General features: G+C 62.9%; 26 protein-coding genes. 11 read left to right on the forward strand and 15 right to left on the reverse strand.

Going from position 1 to position 25,466, the window contains the following annotated elements:
* The first annotated feature begins 178 nt into the window (after positions 1-178).
* From DQW91_RS10655 to DQW91_RS10665, 3 genes are all read left to right on the forward strand, one after another.
* Positions 179-781, forward strand: coding sequence for a CvpA family protein (locus DQW91_RS10655; RefSeq protein ID WP_112663614.1), 603 nt, complete (start codon positions 179-181; stop codon positions 779-781).
* Between the two features lie 120 nt (positions 782-901).
* Positions 902-2,389: an amidophosphoribosyltransferase gene (gene purF, locus DQW91_RS10660; RefSeq protein ID WP_112663669.1), complete on the forward strand. Its 1,488-nt coding sequence runs from the start codon at positions 902-904 to the stop codon at positions 2,387-2,389.
* A gap of 6 nt (positions 2,390-2,395) precedes the next feature.
* Complete coding sequence (locus DQW91_RS10665; protein WP_112663615.1) at positions 2,396-3,139, forward strand: SDR family NAD(P)-dependent oxidoreductase; 744 nt, start codon at positions 2,396-2,398, stop codon at positions 3,137-3,139.
* 86 nt (positions 3,140-3,225) lie between these two features.
* Here the strand turns inward: DQW91_RS10665 and DQW91_RS10670 are convergent, their stop codons facing one another.
* The 5 genes from DQW91_RS10670 to DQW91_RS10690 all read right to left on the reverse strand — a co-directional run bounded on the left by DQW91_RS10670 (position 3,226) and on the right by DQW91_RS10690 (position 7,422).
* Positions 3,226-3,714, reverse strand: coding sequence for a DUF805 domain-containing protein (locus DQW91_RS10670; protein WP_112663616.1), 489 nt, complete (start codon positions 3,712-3,714; stop codon positions 3,226-3,228).
* A gap of 94 nt (positions 3,715-3,808) precedes the next feature.
* The gene (gene der, locus DQW91_RS10675) at positions 3,809-5,155 is read right to left on the reverse strand and encodes a ribosome biogenesis GTPase Der (protein ID WP_112663617.1); all 1,347 of its coding nucleotides are present in this window, start codon (positions 5,153-5,155) and stop codon (positions 3,809-3,811) included.
* A gap of 14 nt (positions 5,156-5,169) precedes the next feature.
* Positions 5,170-5,841, reverse strand: a complete 672-nt coding sequence (locus DQW91_RS10680) for a tetratricopeptide repeat protein (protein ID WP_112663618.1) — start codon at positions 5,839-5,841, stop codon at positions 5,170-5,172.
* A gap of 162 nt (positions 5,842-6,003) precedes the next feature.
* Positions 6,004-6,831 carry a 3-methyl-2-oxobutanoate hydroxymethyltransferase gene (gene panB / locus DQW91_RS10685; RefSeq protein ID WP_112663619.1) on the reverse strand — a complete coding sequence of 276 codons (828 nt, stop codon included), beginning with the start codon at positions 6,829-6,831 and terminating at the stop codon, positions 6,004-6,006.
* Positions 6,832-6,837: 6 nt separating this feature from the next.
* Positions 6,838-7,422 (reverse strand): NnrU family protein, encoded by a 585-nt coding sequence (locus tag DQW91_RS10690; protein ID WP_112663620.1) that lies wholly within the window; start codon positions 7,420-7,422, stop codon positions 6,838-6,840.
* 317 nt (positions 7,423-7,739) lie between these two features.
* Here DQW91_RS10690 and DQW91_RS10695 point away from each other — a divergent pair, with 317 nt between their 5' ends.
* From DQW91_RS10695 to DQW91_RS10710, 4 genes are all read left to right on the forward strand, one after another.
* Positions 7,740-8,360, forward strand: a complete 621-nt coding sequence (locus DQW91_RS10695; RefSeq protein WP_112663621.1) for a TRAP transporter small permease subunit — start codon at positions 7,740-7,742, stop codon at positions 8,358-8,360.
* Between the two features lie 42 nt (positions 8,361-8,402).
* Positions 8,403-10,280 (forward strand): TRAP transporter large permease, encoded by a 1,878-nt coding sequence (locus tag DQW91_RS10700; RefSeq protein ID WP_112663622.1) that lies wholly within the window; start codon positions 8,403-8,405, stop codon positions 10,278-10,280.
* 175 nt (positions 10,281-10,455) lie between these two features.
* Entirely contained in the window at positions 10,456-10,992 is a 537-nt protein-coding gene (locus tag DQW91_RS10705) for a GNAT family N-acetyltransferase (RefSeq protein WP_112663623.1), read from the forward strand.
* A gap of 48 nt (positions 10,993-11,040) precedes the next feature.
* Positions 11,041-11,727: an alpha/beta hydrolase family protein gene (locus DQW91_RS10710; RefSeq protein WP_112663624.1), complete on the forward strand. Its 687-nt coding sequence runs from the start codon at positions 11,041-11,043 to the stop codon at positions 11,725-11,727.
* Between the two features lie 97 nt (positions 11,728-11,824).
* Here DQW91_RS10710 and DQW91_RS10715 read toward each other — a convergent pair whose 3' ends face one another.
* On the reverse strand, positions 11,825-12,184 hold the full coding sequence (locus DQW91_RS10715; RefSeq protein ID WP_112663625.1) for an ArsC family reductase: 360 nt from the start codon (positions 12,182-12,184) through the stop codon (positions 11,825-11,827).
* A gap of 112 nt (positions 12,185-12,296) precedes the next feature.
* On the opposite strand from DQW91_RS10715, the gene DQW91_RS10720 reads away from it, so the two are divergent.
* A complete protein-coding gene (locus DQW91_RS10720; protein WP_112663626.1) occupies positions 12,297-13,319 on the forward strand; it encodes a hypothetical protein in 1,023 nt (340 codons plus the stop codon).
* Between the two features lie 39 nt (positions 13,320-13,358).
* On the opposite strand, the gene guaA is transcribed toward DQW91_RS10720, so the two are convergent.
* Positions 13,359-14,915: a glutamine-hydrolyzing GMP synthase gene (guaA, locus tag DQW91_RS10725; RefSeq protein WP_112663627.1), complete on the reverse strand. Its 1,557-nt coding sequence runs from the start codon at positions 14,913-14,915 to the stop codon at positions 13,359-13,361.
* A gap of 84 nt (positions 14,916-14,999) precedes the next feature.
* Positions 15,000-16,298: an RsmB/NOP family class I SAM-dependent RNA methyltransferase gene (locus DQW91_RS10730; protein ID WP_112663628.1), complete on the reverse strand. Its 1,299-nt coding sequence runs from the start codon at positions 16,296-16,298 to the stop codon at positions 15,000-15,002.
* A 122-nt stretch (positions 16,299-16,420) separates the two neighbouring features.
* On the opposite strand from DQW91_RS10730, the gene DQW91_RS16875 reads away from it, so the two are divergent.
* Positions 16,421-16,567: a hypothetical protein gene (locus tag DQW91_RS16875; RefSeq protein WP_198411840.1), complete on the forward strand. Its 147-nt coding sequence runs from the start codon at positions 16,421-16,423 to the stop codon at positions 16,565-16,567.
* Positions 16,568-16,614: 47 nt separating this feature from the next.
* Here DQW91_RS16875 and DQW91_RS10735 read toward each other — a convergent pair whose 3' ends face one another.
* Positions 16,615-17,046, reverse strand: a complete 432-nt coding sequence (locus tag DQW91_RS10735; protein ID WP_112663629.1) for an MAPEG family protein — start codon at positions 17,044-17,046, stop codon at positions 16,615-16,617.
* Positions 17,047-17,054: 8 nt separating this feature from the next.
* Positions 17,055-18,548: an IMP dehydrogenase gene (gene guaB / locus DQW91_RS10740; RefSeq protein ID WP_112663630.1), complete on the reverse strand. Its 1,494-nt coding sequence runs from the start codon at positions 18,546-18,548 to the stop codon at positions 17,055-17,057.
* Between the two features lie 163 nt (positions 18,549-18,711).
* Between guaB and DQW91_RS10745 the strand changes: the two genes are divergently transcribed.
* Together DQW91_RS10745 and DQW91_RS10750 are read left to right on the forward strand one after the other, a co-directional pair.
* Positions 18,712-20,148 (forward strand): DHA2 family efflux MFS transporter permease subunit, encoded by a 1,437-nt coding sequence (locus DQW91_RS10745; RefSeq protein WP_112663631.1) that lies wholly within the window; start codon positions 18,712-18,714, stop codon positions 20,146-20,148.
* A gap of 39 nt (positions 20,149-20,187) precedes the next feature.
* Positions 20,188-21,042 carry a dienelactone hydrolase family protein gene (locus tag DQW91_RS10750; RefSeq protein ID WP_112663632.1) on the forward strand — a complete coding sequence of 285 codons (855 nt, stop codon included), beginning with the start codon at positions 20,188-20,190 and terminating at the stop codon, positions 21,040-21,042.
* Positions 21,043-21,121: 79 nt separating this feature from the next.
* Here DQW91_RS10750 and DQW91_RS10755 read toward each other — a convergent pair whose 3' ends face one another.
* The 5 genes from DQW91_RS10755 to efp form a co-directional block, all read right to left on the reverse strand.
* Positions 21,122-21,574: a hypothetical protein gene (locus DQW91_RS10755; protein ID WP_112663633.1), complete on the reverse strand. Its 453-nt coding sequence runs from the start codon at positions 21,572-21,574 to the stop codon at positions 21,122-21,124.
* 113 nt (positions 21,575-21,687) lie between these two features.
* Complete coding sequence (locus tag DQW91_RS10760; protein ID WP_112663634.1) at positions 21,688-22,374, reverse strand: RlmE family RNA methyltransferase; 687 nt, start codon at positions 22,372-22,374, stop codon at positions 21,688-21,690.
* Entirely contained in the window at positions 22,371-23,423 is a 1,053-nt protein-coding gene (locus DQW91_RS10765) for a Ppx/GppA phosphatase family protein (RefSeq protein WP_112663670.1), read from the reverse strand. The genes DQW91_RS10760 and DQW91_RS10765 overlap by 4 nt, the downstream gene beginning before the upstream one ends.
* A gap of 152 nt (positions 23,424-23,575) precedes the next feature.
* On the reverse strand, positions 23,576-24,760 hold the full coding sequence (locus DQW91_RS10770) for an aminotransferase (protein ID WP_112663671.1): 1,185 nt from the start codon (positions 24,758-24,760) through the stop codon (positions 23,576-23,578).
* A gap of 128 nt (positions 24,761-24,888) precedes the next feature.
* Positions 24,889-25,455 (reverse strand): elongation factor P, encoded by a 567-nt coding sequence (gene efp / locus DQW91_RS10775; RefSeq protein WP_112663635.1) that lies wholly within the window; start codon positions 25,453-25,455, stop codon positions 24,889-24,891.
* Positions 25,456-25,466: the final 11 nt, after the last annotated feature.

Genomic DNA, 25,466 nt, shown 5'->3' on the forward strand with positions numbered 1-25,466 from the left:
GACAAAGCTGGGCCGCCCTCGCCGCCCAACCTAAGGCCCGGACGGCTTGCCTTTACGCCTCCGTGCCCAAGCTTTTTCCCATGCGAAGGGTGACGAAAGCCATTCTTGCAGTTATACAGCCGACGCCTTGAACCGCCCTTGCGGCCCCCATCCCTGTTTCCTGTTTTAGGCTTGGCTCATGCCCTTTTCTGTCCTGGACCTCGTCGTCATCGGTGTCGTGGTGATCTCGGCGCTCCTGGCTGCCGTTCGCGGCTTCACACGCGAGGTTCTGGCGATCCTGGCCTGGGTGGCGGCGGCGGCCGCCGCGTGGTTCCTGCACCCGCTCGCCGTGCCGAAGGCGCAGCAATATATTCATAACAACACTGTGGCCCTGGTCGCCGCCATCGGCGTGATCTTCGTGGTAACGCTGATCATCGTCTCCATCGTGACGGTGAAGATCTCCGATCTCATCCTCGATTCGCGCATCGGCGCGCTGGACCGCACCCTCGGCTTCTTCTTCGGAGCGGCGCGCGGCTTCCTGATCTGCGTGATCGGCTGGCTGTTCATGGGCTGGCTGCTGCAGGGCAAGAACCCCGAATGGGCACTGACGTCCCGCGCTCGCCCCATGCTGGAAAAGACCGGCAACGACCTTATCGCCCTTTTGCCGGACAACCCGGAGGGGCTGCTGCAGCAGCTGCGGCAGAAGGCGAAGCCCGAGGGCGAGCCGGCTGAGCCCGCCGAGCCCGATCCGCAGCGTGCCGCGCCCGCCCCGGCGCAGCCCGCGCCGCAGAAAAAGATCTGAGCCCATGACCTGTCGCATATGTGAAATGCGCGACAGGAAAGAGCATTGGCGTTACGCCCAAGGCCCCTTAAATAAGGCATTCGCTCCGCAAGATTGCGCGCGCATTCCAAGGAAAAGATGATGTCTGGACGTTCGGAGACGTGGCAGATCGAACCGCAAAAAGTGGACCTCGATCTCGATGGCGACACTTTGCACGAGGAATGCGGCGTCTTCGGCATCCACGGACACCCTGATGCTGCGGCGATCACGGCGCTCGGCCTGCACGCCCTCCAACACCGGGGCCAGGAGGCGGCGGGCATCGTCTCCTTCGACGGACACGTCTTCCATCTCGAGCGTAAGCTCGGCCTCGTGGGCGACGGTTTCTCTGACCGGGCGGTGATCGAGCGCCTCGAAGGCACCTCCGCTATCGGCCATGTGCGCTACTCGACGACCGGCGAGACGATCCTGCGCAACGTGCAGCCCCTCTTCGCCGAGCTCGACAGCGGCGGCTTCGCGGTCGCCCATAACGGCAACCTGACGAACGGCTTGACCCTTCGGCGCAACCTCATCCGCGACGGCGCGATCTGCCAGTCCACCACCGACACGGAGGTGATCGTCCACCTCGTCGCGCGCAGCCGCCGCCATCCCTTCATTGACCGCTTCGTGGAAGCGATCCAGCAGATCGAGGGAGCCTATTCCCTCGTCGCCCTCACCAACAAGAAGCTGATCGGCGCGCGCGATCCGTTCGGCATCCGCCCGCTGGTGATCGGCGAGCTGGATGGCCGCTACATCCTCACCTCCGAGACCTGCGCGCTCGACATTATCGGCGCGCGCTTCGTGCGCGATGTCGAGAACGGCGAAATCGTCGTGATCTCGGACGAGGGCATCGAATCCTTCCGCTTCGCCCCGGAGCAGCCCGCCCGTCCCTGCATCTTCGAATACATCTACTTCGCCCGTCCGGACTCGGTGGTGAACGGCCGCAACGTCTATCTGGCTCGCAAGAACATGGGCCGCGAGCTGGCGATGGAATCCCCTGTTGAGGCGGACGTGGTGATCCCGGTGCCGGATTCGGGCGTGCCCGCGGCTCTCGGCTTCGCGCAGACCTCCGGCCTTCCTTATGAACTCGGCATCATCCGCAACCACTATGTGGGCCGCACCTTCATCCAACCCACGCAGTCCGTGCGTGAACTCGGCGTGCGCATGAAGCACTCCGCGAACCGCGCGGCCATCGAGGGTAAGCGGATCGTGCTGGTGGACGACAGCCTCGTGCGTGGCACGACCTCGGTGAAGATCGTGCGCATGATGCGTGAAGCAGGCGCGAAGGAAGTTCACTTCCGCATCGCGAGCCCGCCGATCACGCATCCCGATTTCTACGGCATCGACACGCCGGAGAAGGAAAAGCTCCTCGCCGCGACCCATGATCTCGAGCAGATGCGCGCCTATATCGGTGCCGACACGCTCGCCTTCCTCTCCATCGAGGGTATCTACAGGGCGATGGGCGAGAAGGGCCGCAATCCGCAGCAGCCGCAATTCACGGATCATTGCTTCACGGGCGATTATCCGACCCCCCTCACCGATCTTGCGGTGGCAACCCCGCGCCGGATCTCTCTTCTCGCCGAAGCCGACTGATTTCACATGACCAAGCCTCTCTCGGGCCGCATCGCGGTCGTCACCGGCGCCTCGCGCGGCATCGGCCGCGCGGCGGCGCTCGCACTTGCTGAAGCCGGCGCGCACATCATCGCGCTCGCCCGCACGCAAGGCGCTCTCGAAGCGCTCGATGACGAGATCCGCGCCAAGGGCAGCTCCGCGACCCTCGTTCCGGTGAACCTGAAGGACCTCGACGCTCTCGACCGTCTCGGCGGGTCGATCTACGAGCGCTGGGGCAAGCTCGATATTCTTCTCGGCAACGCGGGCGTGCTCGGCGAGATTTCCCCTATCACCCATATCGACCAGCCCGTCTGGGACGAAGTGATGACGGTGAACGTGACGGCGAATTACCGCCTGCTCCGTTCGCTCGATCCGCTCCTGCGCGCGTCGGATGCGGGCCGCGCGATCTTCCTCACCTCCGGCGCAGCGCATAAATGCACGGCCTATTGGGGCGTCTACTCCATCTCGAAGGCCGCCCTCGAAGCGCTCGTGCGGACCTACGCCGCCGAGACGGTGCAGACCAACATCAAGACCATGCTCCTCAGCCCCGGCCCCTTGCGCACCAACATGCGCGCCAAGGCGATGCCGGGCGAAGATCCCTCGATCCTGAAGACGCCGGACGATCTCGCGCCGCACATCCTCAAGCTCGCTTCGCCGAGCTGGAACGAAAGCGGCAAGATCTACGACTTCCCGAACGGCGGAAAGCTGCTCACGCCGCAATTGCCGGTTTAAAGAGTGCACGTCATCCCGGACGCCGCAGGCGATCCGGGATCGTTTCGCGAAAAACCACCTTGTCGCCCCGTGATCCCGGGCCGCTCTCACGCGGCCTCGGGGCTCGCCAGCTCCCCCTGCCCTTCATCGGTGATCCCAACAGGATCGCGGGGATCGGGGCCATAGCGGTTCGGGCCCGTCGTGCCGCGGCGGAAGAGCGTTTCAATCATCAGCCACAATTGAAATACCAGACCGATCAGCATGACGCACGCGGTCGTGATCGGGTAATGCCGCAGAAGCGCCTCGGCGGCATAGCTGAAGATCGTGAAGAGGCCGGAAGGCACGAGCCACCATCCGGACAGGTTCCTGTCATGGAGGCGACGGACGAATTGCGCCAAGCTTGAAAGCCACACGAGGGCGATTGCAAGAACGGCGATGTATCCTGCGAAGCGGATACCCATCGTCGCGAGCCAGATACCGGCCACCATCGTGGCGGCGGAGAGAACCACCAGCCGCAGGACCAGTCTCAGATACGCGTTGCGGGACATGCGCCCACGCGGATCGAACCACCGTAGCAGCTTCAAAAGCCCTTCCATCTTGCTCAGTCCCCTTTGGGTGAAACGTTGGATGGACTATTGCAATGTGTAACGATGTTTAGGCAAGGGCCACGATAGTCTCTGCGACCAGCTCCTACTTCCGCCCCTTGTCGAACGGGTTCTTGCCCATACGCAGCAGCATGCGGATCGGCACGCCGGGGAGTTCGAAGGACTCGCGCAGGCTGTTGACGAGGTAGCGCGAGTAGCTCTTCGGCAGCGCGTCGAGCTGGTTGCCGAACAGGGCGAAGGTCGGCGGGCGGGACTTGATCTGCGTCATGTAGCGGATCTTGATGCGGCGGCCCGAGACCGCCGGCGGCGGGTTCGCTTCGAGCGCCTCGCTCAGCCATTGATTGATACGCGCGGTGGAAACGCGCTTGTTCCAGGTCTCGTAGACCTGCATCACCGCCTTCATGAGCGGATCGATGCCCGTGCCGGCAAGGCCGGACAGCGGCACGACCGGCGCGCCCTTCACTTGCGGCAGCAGGCGGTGCGCCTTTTCCTTGAGATCCTTCAACAGGCCCGGCTGGTCGGCCACGAGATCCCACTTATTGAGGCCGATCACGAGGGCGCGGCCTTCCTGCTCGATCAGATCGACGATGGAGAGGTCCTGCTTCTCGAACGGGATCGTCGCATCAAGGAGCACGATCACCACTTCCGCGAAACGCACGGCGCGCAGGGCGTCCGCAACGGAGAGCTTTTCAAGCTTGTCCTCGACGCGGGCGCGCTTGCGCAGGCCCGCCGTGTCGAACAGCTTCACCGGCTTGCCGCGCCATTCCCAATCGAGGGAGATGGAATCGCGCGTGATGCCGGCCTCCGGCCCCGTGAGCAGGCGCTCCTGCCCAAGCATCTGGTTGATGAGGGTGGACTTGCCCGCATTCGGACGCCCGACGATGGCGACCTGCAGAGGCTTGCCCGCATGGTCCTCTTCCTCCACCACATCATCCGGATGTGGGAAGTGAGGCATCAGGGCCTCGAACAAATCCGAGAAGCCTTCGCCATGTTCGGCGGAGAGCGGCACGGGATCGCCGAGACCGAGGGAGAAGGCCTCATAGGCCCCCGCCATGCCTGCCCCGCCCTCTGCCTTGTTGGCAATGAGGATCACGGGCTTGCCGGAGCGGCGGACCATTTCAGCGAAAGGACGGTCGGCGGGCAGAATGCCGACGCGGGCGTCGACGACGAAGAGCAGCACGTCGGCATCGCCGATGGCGGCTTCAGTCTGCGCGCGCATGCGCCCGAGGAGCGAGGATTCCTCCGCCTCTTCGAGACCTGCCGTGTCGATGATGCGGAATTCGAGATCGCCGAGGCGCGCATCGCCCTCGCGGCGGTCGCGGGTCACGCCGGGACGGTCATCGACCAGCGCAAGCTTCTTGCCGACGAGGCGGTTGAAGAGTGTCGATTTGCCGACATTCGGCCGCCCGACGATGGCGACGGTTGGCGTCATGTCCCGCCCCTATTTTACTGCGTTGCCGTAACGGGGCCGCCTGCCACGAGCGCCGTGTAGATCTCAAGCCGCTGGCGCAGAGCCTGCGGCGTTTCGCGGTCGGCGGCGATCTGGTCGAACCAGCGGCCGGCATAATCCATGTCACCCGCCTTCAGGCCAGACAGGCCGAGAAGCTCGCGGGCCGAGTGCCGCCAGGCATTGCTCGGAGCGGCAATGCGCTCGAGCGCCGGGCGGATCTTCGCCGGCTCGGCGGTGTCGATGCGCAGCCATGCGCTGCGCAGGCGCGCCAGATCCTGCCAGAGCGCGGGAATCTTGGCATCGTTCGCGAGCGCGTCATAGGCGCCGGCGCCATTTTCCGGGTTCTGCTTGCCGAGTTCGGAAGCGAGGCGGAAGCGGGCGAGAAGCGCATAGCCGCCCTCGCCTTCCTTGATGAGAGCCTCGAAGGTAGATTCGGATTCCTTCGCCTTGTCCTCGCGGCCCAGCTTGAGCGCCTCTTCATAGCGCTCGGCGGCGGCCTGGGCACGCTGCTCCTGGGAGTGCTCCCAATAGCGCCAGCCGCCGACAGCCGCGACGACGAGGACGGCAATGCCGATGATGACGCCGTTGTAGCGTTTCCAGATCTGCGCGACCTGGTCCCGGCGAAATTCCTCATCGACCTCGCGGATGAATTCGTCGTTCGGCGCCATGCAACCCTTGCGGCAGAAAAGCCGCCTCCTTCAAGAAAAACGAACAGGTCGCCTACCACAGCCCCCCGGAGAAGGCGAGAGGCAGAAACCGACAGGCCGTTCAGGTCGCAGGTTTTTGTCGCCGCATGATCCTGGCGAACAGCCGGTACCCACTTGTTCTGATCATGCTCTAGGCTTTTTCTCGGCATAAGTATGCTCCGACCCCGGAAAGGCGCGGGAGCGGACATCCTTCGCGTAAGCCTCGACCGCGTCGGCGATGTGGGAGCCGAGCTCCCCATAGCGTTTCACGAACTTGGGCACCCAGGGCGAGAGGCCGAGCATGTCCTCCAGAACGAGGACCTGGCCGTCGCAGGCGGGCGAGGCGCCGATGCCGATGGTGGGAATGGGGATGGATTGCGTGATCTCGCGCCCCAAGGGCTCGGCCACGGCTTCGACGACCACCGAAAAGGCCCCCGCGTCCGACACGGCTTTCGCATCGGCCAGAATCGCCGGCCAGTCCGCCCGGTCACGGCCCTGCGCCTTGAAGGAGCCGAGCGTGTTGATGTGCTGGGGCGTGAGGCCGACATGAGCCATGACGGGCACCCCGCGCTCGGAGAGAAACCGCACGGTTTCCGCCATGCGCGCGCCGCCTTCCATCTTGATCGCGCCGCAGCCGGTTTCCTTCAGCACGCGAGCCGCCGTGCGGAAGGCCTGCTCCTTGCTCTCCTCGAAGGAGCCGAAGGGCAGGTCGATCACCACCAGCGCGCGCTTGGAACCGCGCATCACGGCAAGGCCCTGCAGGATCATCATGTCGAGGGTCACCGGCACGGTCGATTCCAGGCCGTGCATGACCATGCCGAGGGAATCGCCGACGAGGATGACGTCCGCGTGCTGATCGATGAGCCGCGCCGTGTGGGCGTGGTAGGAGGTCAGCACCACGATGGGCTCACCGCCCTTTCGTGCCCGAATGTCAGGAGCCGTCAGGCGGCGGATATCGGATTGGACGGACATGAAACTTCAGCCTTGCAGAGACGGCAGAACAGGAACGCCGATGAGCCAAGGGTGCAGCCATACGGCGAAGACGACATAAGCCACCGTTCCAACGGCGACGGCAAGAGCATCGTTGCCGAAGCCGCGGGGCTCCACCGGGGCCGCCACATCGGTGCGGTTCTTGGCGCTGATGCGCGCGATCACGGCCCAAGCCAGAAGCGAGCCGAACAGGAGGATCGATCCGAGATCCCCATTGGCGAGAAGATGCGCGAAGGCCCAGATCTTTACGCTGGCCAGCATCGGATGCTTCAAACGAGCCTTGATCCGCCCGGGGAAATACGCGGAGGCGAGACAGATGAAGGCAATCCAGACCAGAAGCAGCGCGAGATGACGCGTCCAAACCGGCGGCTCCCACACGGGAATGTAACCCGCCTGCCGGTACTGCCCGAAGCCGACGATGATCAGCGCCAGGCCGATTAGGGACACCACCGAATAGAGTCCCTTATAAGGCCCCTCGCCGATGGCCGCGATCAGGCGCGCACGCGCGCCCCGCGCCATCGTGAAGGCGTGTATGCCGAGAAAGACGACCAGACCCAGGACAAGAAGCGTCACGTCTCATTCCCTTCCGAAACAGAGGCGCGCGACTATAGCGGGAGGGCGTGCCGGATGCCATTCCTATCGGGCAGTTACAATGCGCCCTCTGCAGAATAAAAACCCATGTTTCGCGAAAGAGTGCGCCATTTTATTGCTGGGCAACCGCTCGAGAAGATGCGTAATTTTAAGGCAACGCGCGCGTTCGACATCTTTAAACGTGGATACTCGCCTTAAGTCGGGGGGCGTTTATCGAATACCGCTCTAGCGGACGGTTCCAAAGTTGGGTAGCTAGGCTGAAATGCTAGACAAATACCCATTAAAATAAGGGGAGCCCGGTGACAGCACTTCTCAAACTGTCCCAAGCCATCGACGCCATCAACGTTCGCATCGGCAAGGTCGCCGCCTGGGCGATCGTCGTCGCCATCGTCATTTCGGCCGTCAACGCCATCATCCGCCGTATTTTCGGCGTGTCGTCCAACGCCTGGCTCGAGGCGCAATGGTACCTGTTCGGCGCCGTCTTCATGCTCTGCGCGTCCTGGACGCTGAAGGCGAATGAGCACATCCGCATCGACATCGTGTCCGGCATGCTCTCCAAGCGAGGGCGGGACCGGATCGACCTGTTCGGGCTCATCTTCTTCCTGTTCCCCTTCGTCGCGCTGATGACGTACCTGTCGATCCCCTATTTCGAGCGCTCCTTCGTTTCGGGCGAAGTGTCCTCGAATGCCGGCGGCCTTCCGATTTGGCCCGCAAAGGGGCTGATCCTCGCCGGGTTCATCCTTTTGTTCTTCCAGTGGCTGAGCGAGCTCATCAAGCGTATCGCCATCATGACCGGCAAGCTGGAAGACGAGCATGACGAGGGCAACAGCGCCGAGGCCGAGGCCGAGCGTCTTTTGAGCACGCTGGCCGACCCCGAACATTCCACCGGCGGCGAACCTCCGGGCGACGGCATCCGCTAGTCGCACAGCGCCCATTCCTGTTTTTCTCGGAGCATTCGCCCCATGGCTGTCCTGATTGCCCAGAACCTCGCGCCGATCATGTTCGCGGCGCTCGTGGTCTTTCTTCTCCTCGGCTACCCAGTCGCATTCTCGCTTGCCGCGAACGGGCTTCTCTTCTTCTTCATCGCCGTCGAACTCGCGCCCCTCGCGCCGCAGACCATCACGCTCTCGTGGCCTCTCCTCCAAGCCCTGCCCGAGCGTGTCTATGGCACCATGTCGAACGAGGTGCTGCTGGCCATTCCATTCTTCACCTTCATGGGGCTGATCCTGGAACGGTCGGGCATGGCGGAAGACCTGCTCGACACCATCGGCCAGCTTTTCGGGCCCGTGCGCGGCGGCCTCGCCTATGCGGTGATCTTCGTTGGCGCGCTGCTCGCCGCCACCACCGGCGTTGTCGCGGCTTCAGTGATTTCAATGGGCCTGATCTCGCTGCCGATCATGATGCGTTACGGCTATGACCGCCGCGTCGCCTCGGGCGTCATCGCCGCCTCGGGAACGCTTGCGCAGATCATTCCGCCCTCGCTCGTCCTCATCGTCATGGCCGACCAGCTCGGCCGCTCGGTCGGCGACATGTATGAGGGCGCGTTCCTGCCTGGCATCATCCTGGCAGGCCTCTATGCAGTCTATATCTTCCTGGTGTCGATATTTTTCCCGAAGGCTACTCCCGGCCTTCCGCCTGAAGCCATCGGCTTCAAGGAGCCCAATGGTTCGCGCGGTGTGTGGCAGCTCGGCATTCTGGTGCTGTTCTCAGGTTTCGTCGGCTATTACGTGCTCTCGCAGACCGACACGAAGGCAGGTGCAGATTTCGTCATCCTCACCATCTGTGTGGCAACCGTCGTCGCCCTCATCTGCGCCCTGCTCGATCTCTTCCTCGGCGCGAAGCGCATCGTCGCCTCGGCGATCCTGACGGCGATCCTCCTCGGTGCGTATTACTGGCTCAAGCAGCATGATCAGCCGGGCCTCGGCCTTCTCATGGAGATGGTAGCGGCGGGTGCGCTCTATGCGTTCGTCGTCGGCCTTGTCGAACGCCTCACCGGCTTACGTCTGATGTCCAACATGGCGCGGCAGGTTACCTTCGTGATGGTGCCGCCGCTGCTGCTCATCTTCCTCGTTCTCGGCACCATCTTCATCGGCGTCGCGACACCGACGGAAGGCGGCGCGATGGGTGCGCTTGGCTCGGTGATCCTCGCCGCTATCAAGCGCAAGCTCGACAACAATCCGAAGCGCTTCAACTTCGAACTGGTGAAACAGGCGACGGAAGCGACCGCGAAGCTCTCGGCCTTCGTGCTGTTCATCCTGATCGGCGCGCGTGTGTTCTCGCTCACCTTCTACGGCGTGAACGGCCATATCTGGGTCGAGCATCTGTTGACATCGCTGCCCGGCGGCCCCGTCGGCTTCCTGATCTTCGTCAACGTGCTGGTATTTCTCCTCGCCTTCTTCCTCGACTTCTTCGAGCTAGCTTTCATCATCGTGCCGCTGCTCGTTGCGCCTGCGGAGAAGCTTGGCATCGATCTGATCTGGTTCGGTGTCATGCTCGGCGTGAACATGCAGACCTCGTTTATGCACCCGCCCTTCGGGTTCGCCCTGTTCTTCCTGCGCTCGGTGGCTCCCAAGGCGCCCTATATCGATCGCGTGACGGGCAAGCGCACGGAGCCGATCACCACCGGCCAGATCTACTGGGGCTCCATTCCCTTCGTATGCATCCAGCTCATCATGGTGGCCATTGTGGTCCTCTTCCCGCAGATCGTGATGCACTACAAAGGCGCAGGCGCGCAGGTCGCCCCGGCCGACGTGCAGAAGAAGCTCGACGAGCTTCTGATGCCGGGGGTTGGTGGACCCGGAGGCCTGCCTCCCATCAATCTCGAACCGCCGAAATTCTAATAACGGCGGAGCCAATCGGAACGGCGAATGAGGGGCGGATCGCAAGGTCCGCCCTTCTTCTTTTCCGGCGCTCGGGTTAGAGCATGATCAGAACAAGTGGAAACCGGTTGTTCGCCCGGATCATGCGATCTCAAGGTCTAGTGCTGTTCCGTCATCGCCTTTCCTCGAGCCCTTCATGCAAGACCTCAACGTCCCCACAATTCCCGCCGTCGAGACGCCACGCCTGATCCTGCGAGGACACCGGCGCGAAGATTTCGCGGACAGCTTCGCCATGTGGCGCAGCCCGGAAGTCTTCCGCTTCATTGGCGGCAAGGCGCCAACCCGCGAGGAAGCCTGGGCGCGCCTGTTGCGCTATGTCGGCCATTGGGCTCTGCTCGGTTTCGGTTATTGGGTGGTGGAGGAGCGAGAAACGGGCCGCTTCATCGGCGAGATTGGCTTCGCCAACTTCATGCGCGAAATAGAGCCGTCACTGGACGACACGCCGGAGATCGGCTGGGTGATCGCGCCTCACGCCCACGGAAAAGGCTACGCGACCGAGGCCGTTAAGGCCGCCCTCGCCTGGGGCGACGCCCATTTCAGCCCCCGCCCCACCGCCTGCATCATCGACCCAGCGAACGAGGCCTCCCTTCGGGTTGCTGAAAAGTGCGGATATCGCGAGTTCACGCGCACGACCTACAAGGACAAGCCCAAAACCCTGTTCACGCGCGGCTGAGACGTTTCAGGAGAGACGCATTTCTCCCGAGGCGCTACGATGCGGGCCATGAGCACGAACACGCCAGAGCCGGTGACGATTACCCTCGGAGACGGCCAAAGCGTCTCCAGCTTGTGGCAGCGCCCACCTCAGGCGAGAGCTTGCCTCGTCCTTGCGCACGGCGCGGGCGCGGGCATGACGCACAAAGGCATGAGCGCGCTCGCCGACGGTCTCGCCGCCCGTGGCGTCGCAACATTGCGCTACCAGTTCCCGTACATGGAACGCGGATCGAAACGCCCCGACCGGCCCGACGTCGCCCACGCCGCCGTGCGCGCGGCGATTACCGAGGCGATCCGGTGTGCGCCCGAGCTGCCGTTGTTTGCCGGCGGCAGATCGTTCGGCGGCCGCATGACCTCACAGGCGCAGGCGATAGCGCCCCTGCCAAACGTAAGAGGCCTCCTGTTCTTCGCGTTTCCACTGCATCCGGCAGGCAAGCCGGCGAATGACCGCGCAGAGCACTTATCCGATGTGCAGGTCCCGATGCTTTTCCTGCAAGGAACGCGGGATGCGCTCGCCGAGCTCGAGCAGTTGCGCCCCGCCATCAGTCGCCTTGGTTCCAGCGCGACGCTTAAGCTGCTTGATGAAGCCGATCACGCTTTCCATGTTCCGGCCAAAACGGGCCGGAAGGATGCCGAGGTGATGGCCGAACTCCTCGACGCCGCCGCCAGCTGGATCGACAAAATCCGCGCGTACTAGACTTTGATCGTTTCAAATTGAACCGATCAAAGTCTGATTCTTCTTAAGGTCGCATGATTCGGACGAACAACCGGTTTCCACTTGTTCTGATCATGCTCTAACGCAGAGCCTCATACTGCTCCGGCTTGAACCCGACGAGCAGCCGCCCGCCAACTTCGAGAACAGGCCGCTTGATCATGGAGGGCTGCTCCAGCATCAGCTTGAGCGTCTTGCCCTCATCAAGCCCTTCCCTGTCGGTCTCCGGCAACTTGCGGAAGGTCGTCCCCGCGCGGTTGAGCAACGTCTCCCACCCAACCGCACGCGCCCATCCCTGAAGACGCGCCCGGTCGATGCCTTGCGTCTTGTAGTCATGAAACATGTAAGCCACGCCGTTCGCATCGAGCCAGGCGCGCGCCTTCTTCATCGTGTCGCAGTTCTTGATGCCGTAGAGGGTGGCGGGTGCTTTAGAGGCGGCCATCGCTTATTCCCCATCACTCATCAATGAGCTTTTATCCCATTGATTCAACTTATCTTTTGAATCACAATTTTTTCAACAACCTCAAAAATAGCCCAACCCAAAACGAGATCATATGTCAATCGATCGGTTCACGGCTTTCTACTCATCCAGGCCTTTCTGGGCTGGCAGCAAAGTCGATTTTTCCAACCAAAGCCGCGAAGGCTGGTTTCACGACCAAATGGTGGAAGAAGTGTTTTCGCGAAAAACTTCAGACTTCGCTATCAAAATTTGTCGAGATGGAAGGATCATGATCCGGATCGAATCGCTGGAACAAGCTCTTCCTAATGAAGCCGATGCAGCTATACCAATAGAGAAAATGGCAAAGACATGGGGCAGATATCTAGACTTCTTGAATGCGTTCTATTTGCTACTTGATTCTTCGACCTTTGAGATTTCGAATTTCGGCTATTTCAATTTACACGAAATCACGAACCGAGATGCGTTTCGCGTTCAGTACGAGAGCGGTGAATGCACTAGCGAGAGTATCGCAACGGAGAGCATCGCATCAGTGTTCCAAATGGGGCGGCTCTCATCAAGCTACCGCAAAGAAATCCCCATCGAATACGACCCGTGGATCGCGATGAGACATGTGATTTCGCTTGATGTAATTAAACACGCAGTTGCAGATTTTACAAAGGTTATCGCTGCACCTGGACTTGAGAGAACACTCTCGTCTTTCGCTAAGAGTTTAAGTGAATACAAAGAAGGCAATTACGAAACGTCTATTGTTCTGTCGTGGTTTATCACAGAGGCTGCATTGAACCACCTTTGGGAGATTCACATTGACGACCTCAATATCGATTTCTCGGGAGGTAAAAAAAGGATCAACCGCGAGCGCAAAGATTTTCTTACAGGACGAGATTTCACCATCAGCCTGATTTCTAACCTTCTAGAGCTGTGGGGTGCCCTCCCCCACGCACAGTTTCAGGACATTGACACCGTGAGAGGTTTTAGAAACAAAATCGTCCATAATCATTCATTTACTGCAGGCCCAAATGAGGCGCAGCTTGCATTAAGAACTGCTCAAACAATGATTGCTCGCATTTGGGGGATTCGATTTACTGCGAACTTGAGCTATTCGGTCGCTGGACTATGAGACACGGCCTCTAATTCGACAGACCCGCGCGAAAAATTCTCACTCCCACTCAATCGTCCCCGGCGGCTTCGACGTGATGTCGTAGGTCACGCGGTTGATGCCCTTGACCTCGTTGATGATGCGGGTCGCGACTTTGCCGAGGAAGGCCATGTCGAAGGGGAAGAAATCGGCGGTCATGCCGTCGACGGAGGTTACGGCGCGGAGCGCACAGACGTGGTCGTAGGTGCGGCCGTCGCCCATGACGCCCACCGTCTTCACCGGCAGCAGCACGGCGAAAGCCTGCCAGATGTCGTCGTAGAGGCCAGCCTTGCGGATCTCATCGAGATAGACCGCATCGGCCTTGCGCAGGATGTCGAGCTTCTCGCGGGTGATCTCGCCGGGGACGCGGATGGCGAGGCCGGGGCCCGGGAACGGGTGACGACCGACGAAGGCTTCCGGCAGGCCGAGCTCACGCCCGAGCGCCCTCACCTCGTCCTTGAAGAGTTCGCGCAACGGCTCCACGAGCTTCATGTTCATGCGCTCAGGAAGCCCGCCCACATTGTGGTGGCTCTTGATGGTGACAGACGGGCCGCCGGTGAAGGAAACGCTCTCGATCACGTCCGGATAGAGCGTGCCTTGCGCGAGGAAATCCGCGCCGCCGATCTTCTTCGCTTCCGCCTCAAACACGTCGATGAAGAGTTTGCCGATGGTCTTGCGCTTCACTTCCGGATCGGACACGCCCTCGAGCGCACCAAGGAAGAGATCGTCCGCTTCCACATGCACGAGCGGGATGTTGTAGGAGTCGCGGAAGAGCGTGACGACCTGCTCGGCCTCGCTCGCGCGCATCAGGCCGTGATCGACGAAGACGCAGGTGAGCTGCTCGCCGATGGCCTCATGGATCAGCACCGCCGCGACGGCTGAATCGACGCCGCCGGAGAGGCCGCAGATCACGCGCCCCTTGCCGACCTGCGCGCGGATGCGCTCGATGGCCTCATCGCGGAAGGCCTTCATCGTCCAGTCGCCCTTGCAACCGGCGATGTCGCGGACGAAGTTGCGGATGAGAAGCGCGCCCTGCGGCGTATGCACCACTTCGGGATGGAACTGCACGGCGTAGAACTTGCGGCCTTCATCGGCCACCACGGCGAAGGGCGCGTTGGCGGAAACGGCGAGCGTCTCGAACCCCTCGGGAAGCTTCGTCACCCGGTCGCCGTGGCTCATCCACACGGGATACTTCTCGCCCTTGTGCCAGACGCCGTTGAAGAGCGCGCTCTCCTTGATGACCTCGACTTCCGCGCGCCCGAATTCCGCATGGTGCCCGCCCTCGACCTGCCCGCCGAGCTGCGCCGCCATCGCCTGCTGACCATAGCAGATGCCGAAGACCGGCACGCCCGCTGCAAAAAGCTCCTGCGGCGCGCGGGGCGAGGTTTCCAGCGTCAGCGATTCCGGCCCGCCGGAAAGGATCACGCCCTTCGGCTTCATGGCCTTGAACGCCTCCGCCGCCTTCTGGAACGGCACGACCTCCGAATAGACGCCCTCCTCGCGCACGCGCCGCGCGATGAGCTGGGTCACCTGGGAGCCGAAATCGACGATGAGGATCTTGTCGTGGGTCTGGGTCATGGTTCCGTGGTCGAATGTCAGGAGTGCAAGGGCTGGCGGATGGGGGTCTTCTACACGTTTTTCAGGAAAGGTCCCTCATGAGTTTCATGGGCTCCGTTTGAGCACGGCAATATAAAAAGCGTCGGTTCCTGTCTTCAGCGGGGTCAGCTGAAGACCGTGGGCCGTGAAGCGGACAAAGGCCTCGAGCTGGGGCAGCCCCGCCGCCGCGAGAACGTCACGGGCAGGCTGCACCGCCAGCTTGTCGGAGGCCGCAAGGATGCGAGCCACGGCCTCGTCGTTCTCCTCTGGCAGAATGGAGCAGGTGATGTAGACGATGCGCCCGCCCGGCTTCACGAGTTCGGCAGCGCGGTTGAGAACGCTCTCCTGCTCCTTCACCCGCACCTCGAGGCTGCCGGGACGCAGACGCCATTTGGCATCCGGGTTGCGCCGCCAGGTGCCGACGCCCGTGCACGGCGCGTCCACCAGAACGCAATCGATCTTGCCGTCGAGATCCGTCACCGCATCGGCCTTCGCGCGCGGGGTGCGGACCTGAACGTTGCGCACGCCCGCCCGCGCCAGCCGGTCATGGATCGGCGCAAGGCGGCGAGCATCGGCGTCGGTGGCGTAGATCTGGCCGTGGTTCTCCATCATCGCGGCGAGCGCGAGGCTCTTGCCGCCGCCGCCCGCGCACAGATCGACCACCTGTTCGCCGGGCTTCACGCCCGAGAGCAGCGCGACGAGTTGCGAACCCTCGTCCTGAATCTCGATCCAGCCCTTCAGGAATTCCGGCTCGGACTGAACGGCGGGGCCGCGCCCGTCCTCGCTCGGCTGAATGCGCAGGCCGAGGGGCGAATGCGGGGTCTCGATGGCGCCAAGATGCGGCAGCGCATCGTGCGCCTCCTCGCGGGAGGCAACCTTCAGGGTGTTGACGCGCAGATCCAGCGGCGCGCGCGCGGTCAGCGCCTGCATTTCCGCAATGAGATCGTCCCCCAAAAGGCGCTGGAGCGAGGGTTCGATCCATTCGGGGAAATCCGCGGCGACATGGGCCGGCGCGCCGGCGAGCGAGGCCGTGGCAAGCCGCTCACGCTCCTCAATGAAAAGCGGCTCCGGCGCGAAACGCTCGCCCGAGAACAGAGCGGAGATCGCATCCCCGTTCAGCCCGCGCTGCAATTTCAGCATGCCGATCACGACGGCGCGCGGCGTCCCCTCGCCCATGATGAAGGCGGCGGAGGCCTTGCGGCGCAGCGCGTCGTAGACGAGGCTCGCAATGGCCGCGCGGTCCTTCGACCCGGCGAAACGATGCGACAGGCCCCAATCCTTCAAGGCGTCGCTCGCCGGGCGGCGGCGGGTTTCGATGTCCCCGAGAACCTCGATGGTGGCGGAGATGCGGGCTGCTGGTGTCATCGAAAAATCACACTCGGAGGATAAGAAAAAATTGCCACAATATTGCTCAGGTTCAGTCCCATTGCGACTCGCATAAGGAAGAGCGCGTGCACTCCGCACGAAGCCCCCTTGGAGCCAAGAGAATGATCAAGAACCTCACCCGCATCGTTGCCGTCGGCCTTGCCCTTTCGGTCGCCGCCTGCGCCGCTACCGCCACTCCGGACCTCACCCCTCCGCCGCGCAAGGCCACCGACGCAAAGACGCAGCTCGAAAGCGGCAAGAAGTTCTGATTTTCGAAGCGGGGCGGGCCAAGGTCCGCCCCGCTCCTTTTCGATCCCTAGAATCCCGCCTCGGACGCGACCAGCCGAAGCGCGAAGATGATCCACATCAGCATCAGCGTGAACGCGCCGAAGGCGAATGCCTGAAAGCGGGGCACGAGCCGGTTCGACGTCACATGAACATAGACGTGCACCAGCCGGGCCAGCACGAACAGCCAGGACAGGATCACAAACAACAGATCCGCCTTGCGCGTGATGAGCGCGAACACGACCAGCACGTAGAACAGAACCGGCAACTGGCACTGGTTCTCGAAGGCGTTCACGACTTGCTGGGCCTTCTCCGGCCAGTTCTTCTGTCCAAGCGCGATATCGGCTGCCTTGACCTCGCCCTCCCGCAGCGTCTGTATGCGCAGCCGCGCCGTCCACAGCAGCAGGACGAAGGTCAGGCCGACCTGAACGAAGACGGGAAGAAGAACGGCGGTGACGCTCATGATCGGGCTCAGCCTCGGTTCGGGTAGTTCGGGCTCTCGCGCGTGATCGTCACGTCATGGACGTGGCTTTCGCGCAGGCCCGCATTGGTGATCCGTACAAACTGGGCCCTGTCCTGGAACTCCTGCAAGGTCGCGCCGCCCACATAGCCCATTGCGGCGCGCAGGCCGCCCGCGAGCTGGTGCAGCACCGCAGAAGTCGGCCCCTTGTAAGCCACCTGCCCTTCGACGCCTTCCGGCACGAGCTTGAGCGTGTCGCGCACCTCAGCCTGGAAGTAGCGGTCCGCTGATCCGCGCGCCATCGCGCCGACAGAGCCCATGCCGCGATAGGCCTTGTAGGAGCGGCCCTGGTAGAGGAACACCTCGCCGGGGGTCTCGTCCGTGCCCGCGAGCAGCGAGCCGACCATCGCGCAAGAGGCTCCCGCTGCGAGGGCCTTGGCGAGATCGCCGGAGACCTTGATGCCGCCATCGGCGATGACCGGCGTGCCGGTTTCGGCAGCGGCCTCCACCGCCTCCATGATGGCGGTGAGCTGCGGCACGCCGACGCCCGCCACGATGCGCGTGGTGCAGATCGAACCCGGCCCGATGCCGACCTTGATCGCGTCCGCTCCCGCGTCGATCAGCGCCTTCGCACCTTCCCGGGTCGCCACGTTGCCCGCAATGACCTGAACGGCGTTGGACAGCTTCTTCACGCGGGTCACGCTCTCGAGCACGCGGACCGAGTGGCCGTGTGCCGTATCGACTACGACCACATCGCAGCCGGCATCAATCAGGCGTTCGGCCCGCTCGAAGCCCTGCTCGCCGGTGGTCGTAGCAGCGGCAACGCGCAGGCGGCCCTGCTCATCCTTGGCGGCGTTGGGGTGCGCCACCTGCTTTTCGATGTCCTTCACCGTGATGAGGCCGATGCAGCGATAGTGATCGTCGACCACCAGCAGCTTCTCGATGCGGAACTGGTGCAGAAGGCGCTTCGCCTCGTCCTGCGTCACGCCCTCGCGGACGGTGATGAGCCGGTCCTTGGTCATCAGTTCGGAAACCGGTTGCGACGTGTTGTTGGCGAAGCGCACGTCGCGGTTCGTCAGGATGCCGACAAGCTTGCCCTTGGAGCCGCCCGGCCCGCGCTCGACCACCGGAATGCCGGAAATGCCGTGATGCTTCATGATCGCGAAGGCATCGGCCAAGGTCTCGTCAGGATAAATGGTGATCGGGTTCATCACCATGCCGCTCTCGTACTTCTTGACGAGACGGACCTGCTCGGCCTGCTCGGCGGCTTCGAGATTGCGGTGAATGACGCCGATGCCGCCACTCTGCGCCATCGCGATGGCCATGCGGGCCTCGGTCACCGTGTCCATCGCGGAGGCGATGATCGGAAGATTGAGGCGGATGGTGCGGGTGAGCTGGGTGGAGATGTCCACCTCGCCGGGGAGCACCTCGGAGCGGCCGGGCCGGAGGAGAACGTCATCGAAGGTCAGTCCTTCAATGAGCTGATCGGCGATAATGCGGGCCATGGCCAACTCCTGATCTTGGGCGGTGATACGGATATGAGTTGGCGAGGGTCCGTATCACGGGCTTCCCGTTTCGCATAGGCCCTTCTGGTCCACATTTCATGGGGGCTGGGGTGTCATAAAGGCTCTAGGCAACGCGCGCACGTAAGGTTAAGTGCAGGAGGTTATGCGCCAAACCCGTCTTCTCCCCCTGATCATCGCCACCGCCTTGTTTATGGAGAATACGGATTCCACGGTCATCGCGACCTCGTTGCCGATGATCGCGCAAGATCTGGGCGAAGACCCCATCGCGCTCAAGCTTGCCCTCACCTCCTATCTCGTCAGCCTCGCCATCTTCATTCCGATCTCCGGCTGGATGGCTGACCGGTTCGGAGCGCGGACTATTTTCCGCGCCGCCATCGGCGTGTTCATGGTGGGGTCGCTTGCCTGCGCGGGGGCCACCTCTCTGGAGGGGTTCGTCATCGCCCGCTTCCTGCAGGGCATGGGTGGGGCGATGATGGTGCCGGTGGGCCGCCTCGTCATCCTGCGCAGCGTGCCGCGCAACCAGATCGTCCAGGCACTGGCGACCCTCACCATTCCCGCTCTCGTCGGGCCTGTGGTCGGCCCGCCGCTCGGCGGCTTCATCACCACCTATTGGGACTGGCGCTGGATCTTCTTCATCAACATTCCCATCGGCATCTTAGGAATGGTCCTCGCGACGCTCCACGTCCCGAACATCAAGGAACCCGACACGCCGCCCCTCGACTATGTGGGCTTCCTGCTCTCCGGCTTCGGGCTGGCCCTGTTGATGCTCGGCTTCGCCTCGGGCGGGCGGCACCTCATTCCGCTGTCGATCTCCATCGGTTGCGTCGTCGCCGGAACGATCTGCGTCGCGCTTTACATCGCCCATGCGCGCAGAACGCCCCATCCCGTGCTGCACCTCGGCCTGCTCCGCATCCCAACCTTCCGGATCAGCGTCGTCGGCGGGTCTCTGTTCCGCATCGGCGTCGGCTCGATCCCGTTTCTGCTGCCGCTGCTCCTGCAGATCGGCTTTGGCCTCAACCCGCTGCAATCCGGCTCGCTGACCTTCATCGCGGCGGCGGGCGCGCTTTTCATGAAGACGATGGCGAAGAAGATCCTGGAAAAGACCGGGTTTCGCCTGCTCCTGACCGTGAACGCCTTCATCGCGGCGGCGTTTCTAGCCATCAACGGCTTCTTCACCGACACGACGCCCTATTGGTTCATCATGGGCGCCCTGTTCATCGGCGGCTGTTTCCGTTCCTTGCAATTCACGAGCCTCAACGCCATCGCCTTCGCGGAGATCTCGAACCGGGACATGAGCTACGCCACGAGCCTCTCCGCCGTGGCGCAGCAATTGTCCCTGAGCCTCGGCGTCGCCATCGGTGCGTCCGCCCTTGAAGCCGCGACCCGCTTCAACGGCCACGCAACGATCCAGGCCGCGGATTTTGGGCCCGCCTTCTGGGCGGTCGCCATCATCTCGGGGCTCTCGGGCTTCCTCTTCCTCGGGCTCCACCCCCACGCAGGCGCGGAAATGTCGGGCCACCCCGTCCCGAAGAAGAAAGCCAACGCGACGGGCGTCGGGGGCGGGATGGACGCATCCTGAGATCACGCTATCTTCGAGGCCGCACAGGAGCGGCCTCTCATGGATCAGCGTATCATCGACCTCTACGACGACTTCACCCACGGCGGTATGAACCGGCGCAGCTTTCTGGATCGCCTTGCGGCGCTTGCGGGCAGCACAGCGGCGGCATCGGCCCTGCTCGGCGTTCTCCAGAACAACTATGCGCAGGCCCAGACCATCGCGGAAAACGATCCGCGCATCACGACGCAGATGGTGGAGATTCCCGGCGTTCCGAACCTGAAGGGCTATCTCGCCAAACCGAAGGCCGGCGGCAAGCACCCGGCGGTTCTGGTGATCCACGAGAACCGGGGCCTCAATCCCCACATCAAGGACGTGACGCGCCGCGTCGCGGCAGAAGGCTTTCTCGCGCTCGGGCTCGATTACCTTTCACCGATGGGCGGAACGCCGGAGGATGAGGACAAGGGCCGCGACATGATCGGCCAATTGAAGCCCGCCGACATCGTCGCTTATGGCAAGGCAGCCGTCGCCTACCTGAAGGCCAGTCCGGACGGAAACGGCAAGGTCGGCGCGGTCGGCTTCTGCTGGGGCGGCGGCGCGGTCAATGGCCTTGCGGTGGCGGACCCTGACCTTGCGGCGGGCGTCGCCTATTACGGTGGCCAGCCGAAGGCGGAGGACGTGTCAAAAATCCACGCAGCGCTGCTTCTGCACTATGCCGGGCTCGACGAGCGGATCAACGCGGGCATCCCGGCCTATGAGGCAGCCCTGAAGCAGGCGGGCAAGACCTTCGAGATCCACAAATACGAGGGCGTGAACCATGCCTTCAACAACGACACCAACCCCGCCCGCTACGACAAGGCCGCCGCCGATCTGGCGAGGAGCCGGACGATTGCATTCCTGAAGAAGCACCTGAGTTGATCGCCCCCGGAACGGCCTCACGCTCCCCGGGTGGCCAGCAGCCCGCTACGTGAGAGGTGAGGTCTGTCCGGACGACGGCCTAACCGCCTTTCAACCGCGTATTGCACTGCGAATAGTAGCCGCCGCCCTTCTGGATCCATTTCAAGCCGGCATTGGCCGCTCCGCCAGCTGCCTGGTTGGCTTTGTATTGATCAAGGCAGGTGTGCATCCGCGCCTTTCCGGGCGATTCACTCGAATACTTGCTCGATACGGCGGATGGGAATGTCGCGTTGCTCATCGGGGCCGGAGCAACGGGCGTCTTCTGCTGTGCGGAAGGGGCCGTGCTGCCCGTCGTCGCGGGCGCGGTTGTGGCGCCTACTCCGCATTCGGCTTTACGAAAATCGTTCCACCTCATGCTGCCGAGCGTTCCTGCGCTCTGAGCGGCTTTATATTTCGCGCTGCATTCCTGCATGGTCAGCGCCGCTGCCGGTTGCATGTGCACGAGCAGCCCTGCTGATGCCAGGATAGCGGTTAGGATGAGATGCCGTTTCATGGCAGAATCCCTTCATTAAGCTCGCAATGTGCGAGACTTAAAGAAACGCGAGTCCCTTCCAGCGGTTGCAGCTTATCCTTAACGCGAGAGATGAAAGGCGCAGCCCTTCGCGATCAACCTTCCGCCCTACCCCGGAAGCCTGTCGCCATCACGTAAAGCTCGGCGGAATCCGAGCGGCTCGCAGCGGGCTTCACATGCCGCACCACGGCGAAGTCGCGCTTGAGGTCGGCCAGAAGCTGGTTCTCGGTGCCGCCCTGAAAAACCTTGGCGACGAAGGAGCCGCCCGGCGCGAGAATTTCACGCGCGAAATAGATCGCCGCTTCCGCGAGGCCCATGATGCGCAGGTGATCGGTCTTCTTGTGGCCGGTAGTGTTGGCCGCCATGTCGGACATGACGATGTCGGCAGGTCCGCCGAGCATGTCGATGAGCTTTTGGGGCGCGCTTTCGTCAAGAAAGTCGAGCTGGATGAAGTCCACGCCAGGCAGCGGATCGATGGGCAGAAGGTCGATGCCGACGACCTTGCCCTTCGGGCCGACCTTGCGCGCTGCGATCTGCGCCCAGCCGCCGGGAGCGGCGCCCAGGTCCACCACCCGCTGGCCGGTTTTCAAAAGGTGATACTTCTCGTCGATCTCGAGCAGCTTGAATGCCGCGCGCGAGCGGTATCCCTCGCGCTTGGCGCGCGCCACGTACGGATCGTTGAGCTGGCGTTCGAGCCATTTCTGAGACGAGAGGGAGCGCTTGTTCGCGGTCTTCACCCTCTGCTTCAGATTGCGCACCCCTGTCGAGGCCTTGTCACTCACCGTTGGCTCTCCTGACGCCAGACATTGTCCTCGCGCATCATGTTCATCAAAATCCCTTCCCGCAGGCCGCGGTCCGCGATGCGTAGCCGGTCCGACGGGAAGGATCGGCGGATCGCCTCGAGGATCGCGCAGCCCGCAAGCACGAGATCGGCACGCTCGCGGCCGATGCAAGGCTGCGCCGCGCGCTCCTCCAGGCTGGTATCGATCAACCTGTCGATCACACTCGTGATCTCCCGGTCACGCATCCACAGGCCATCGACGCGGCGGCGGTCGTAGCGCGGAAGCCCGAGATGAATCCCGCCCACCGTCGTGACCGTGCCCGAGGTCCCGAGAAGGTGGAAGCCCCGCGCATGGGAAGCCTTCGCCGCCGTCTGCGCGAAATCCCGCAGAAGCTCCGTGACCTCGCTCACCATGCCCTCGAAGACCTCACGGGTCACGTTAACGCCGCCATGCCGCTCGGCCAGCGTGACGACACCGGCAGGTAGGGAGTCCCAGGCCCGGATGCGATGGCACGGGTCGGAATGCGCGTCTCCGGCCTTTCCGTCAAGCCACGCGATCTCGGTGGAGCCGCCGCCGATGTCGAAGATGACGATGGATTCCGCACTCGGATCGGCCAGCGAAGCGCAACCCGTGACGGCGAGATAGGCTTCCGTCTGCCGGTCCACCACCTCAAGTTCGAGATCGAGATCCGAGCGGACGCGCTCGATGAAATCCTGCCCGTTCCTGGCGAGACGGCAGGCCTCGGTGGCGACGAGGCGCGCGCGCCGCACGTCCTTCGCCTCCATCTTGTCCCGACACACACGCAGCGCCTCGATGGTGCGCTCGATGGCGTCACCGCTCAGATGGTTGCCGAGGCCAAGCCCCTCGCCGAGGCGCACGATGCGGGAAAACGCGTCTACGACGCGAAAACCCACATGCGCCGGTTCGGCGATGAGCAGGCGGCAATTGTTGGTGCCGAGATCGAGCGCAGCATAGCTCTCGGCAGAACGCCGCCGCCGCTGAAGCACCGAATCGCGCGACCAGGACCCAACCCAGCCCGAGCCACCGATGGAGGTCGTCCGATCGTCTCCAGGCTCAGCGATTGCATCCGTTTTGATAGTCAAGGCTCAATCCTTACGCGCCACGAACCGGCCCTGCGCAACACGACAGTAACAACCCCGTCGTGTATCTGCAAAGGGCGGCGGAGAACATCCTTTCCCGTTCACAGCCGAAAGTCTTGAAAACGCCCCGTCAGTTCCCGCAAGACATCCGCGCCGACATTGGCAATGGCGATGCGCAGATGGCCCTCCTGCCCCGGCCCGAAGTAACTCCCCGGCAAACACAGAACGCCGCGCTCCGTGGCCAGTTTTTCCGCAACCGCCTGCGCCGTCTTTCCGGCAAACGGATGACGCACATACGCGAAATACGCGCCGATGGACTCGATCTTCCATTCCGGGAAAGGCGCGAGTGCGCGGGTGAAAACTTCGGCGCGCTCGTTGATTTCGGCGCGGTTGTCCTCACGCCACTGTCGCAGGCCGTCGATGGCCCACGGCAGCGCCATTTGAGCCGTGCGCGGCGGGCAGATCTGAATGCAGTCGAGAACTTTGGCAACCTGCGCGATGAGAGCGGCATCGGCCGTGATCGCCCCCGTGCGATGGCCGGGAATCGCGTAGGCCTTAGAGAAGGAATAGAGCTGGATCACGGTGTTGCGCCAATCCGCGCTCTCGAACAGCGCGTGAGCGTGGTTCACACCCTTCGGCAGGAAGTCCCGATAGGTCTCGTCGATGACGAGATAAATGCCGCGCTTGCGGCAAAGCGCCGCAAAGCTCTCGATCACATGCGGCGGATAAACCGCGCCGGTCGGGTTGTTGGGCGTCACGAGAACGATGGCCTTCACCTTCCCGTCAATGAGAGGCTCCGCATCCTCGACGCGCGGCACGAAGCCGTTTTCCGGCAGGCATGGCAGAGGGCGCGGCTCGACGCCAAGCATGTCGAGGGTCATCTGGTGGTTGAAGTACCAGGGCGTTGGAAGCAGCACGGCATCGCCTTGGCGGGCGAGCAGCATCATGGTGGCGAAGAAAGCGAGATTGCAGCCCGCCGTGACCGCCGTATCCTCGCTCGCGATGCTCCCCCCATAAATGCGCACGAGATCGGCGGCATAGGCCGCGCGCAGATCCCTATCGCCCTCGATAGGACCATATTTCGCCGCAGCGGCCGAGCCTGCGGCCTCCGCAAGGCGCTCGAGAACAGCAGGATGGGGCGTCGTTCCCGGCACGGCCTGGGAGAGATTGATGAGCTTGCCGAAGGAACCGTCGTAGCGGGCCGTCCAGGCCTGGGCTTCGGGGATCGGAGGGCTTCCGACATCGGCAACGAGGGGATTGATCGGCGCGAAGACGCTCGCTGTCATGATGGACCCTTTGAACAGAGAATCCGAAGCTATCAGATCCAAGACGATGCGGTCCACGAGAGGAGCGCACAAACGAAAAACGCGGCCACGAGGGCCGCGCCTTTTGCTGGATGCGAATTGGAAGGCTTTTAGTCCTTCGCGCGTTCCACGTAGGAACCGTCTTCCGTCATGATGACGACGCGGGTGCCGGCGGTGATGTGCGGCGGAACCAGCGTGCGCACGCCGTTGGAAAGAATGGCGGGCTTGTAGGACGACGAAGCCGTCTGGCCCTTCACGACCGGCTCGGTCTCGGTGATCTCAAGCACGATGCGGGCCGGCAATTCGATGGCGATCGGAAGGCCGTTGTGAAGGCTGAGCTTCACGATCATGCCTTCCTGCAAATAGGCGGCCTGGTCGCCGATGATGTCCTCAGAAACCGGAACCTGCTCATAGCTTTCCGGATTCATGAAGTGGAAGCCTTCGCCGTCCTGATAGAGGTAGGAGAAGTCGCGGTCTTCCACGAAAGCGCGCTCCACCTGCTCGGTGGTACGGTAACGTTCGGAGATCTTCACACCGTCCGAAATGCGGCGCATGTCGAGCTGGGTAACGGGAGTGCCCTTGCCGGGGTGGATGTTTTGGGCGGTCAGAACCACGTAAAGGCGGCCGTCGATGTCGACGACATTGCCTTTGCGGAGTGAAGAGGCGATGACCTTCACGGGGAGACTTC

It is taken from the genome of Microvirga flavescens (genome assembly GCF_003290125.1).
In the GTDB taxonomy this organism is placed as follows: domain Bacteria; phylum Pseudomonadota; class Alphaproteobacteria; order Rhizobiales; family Beijerinckiaceae; genus Microvirga; species Microvirga flavescens.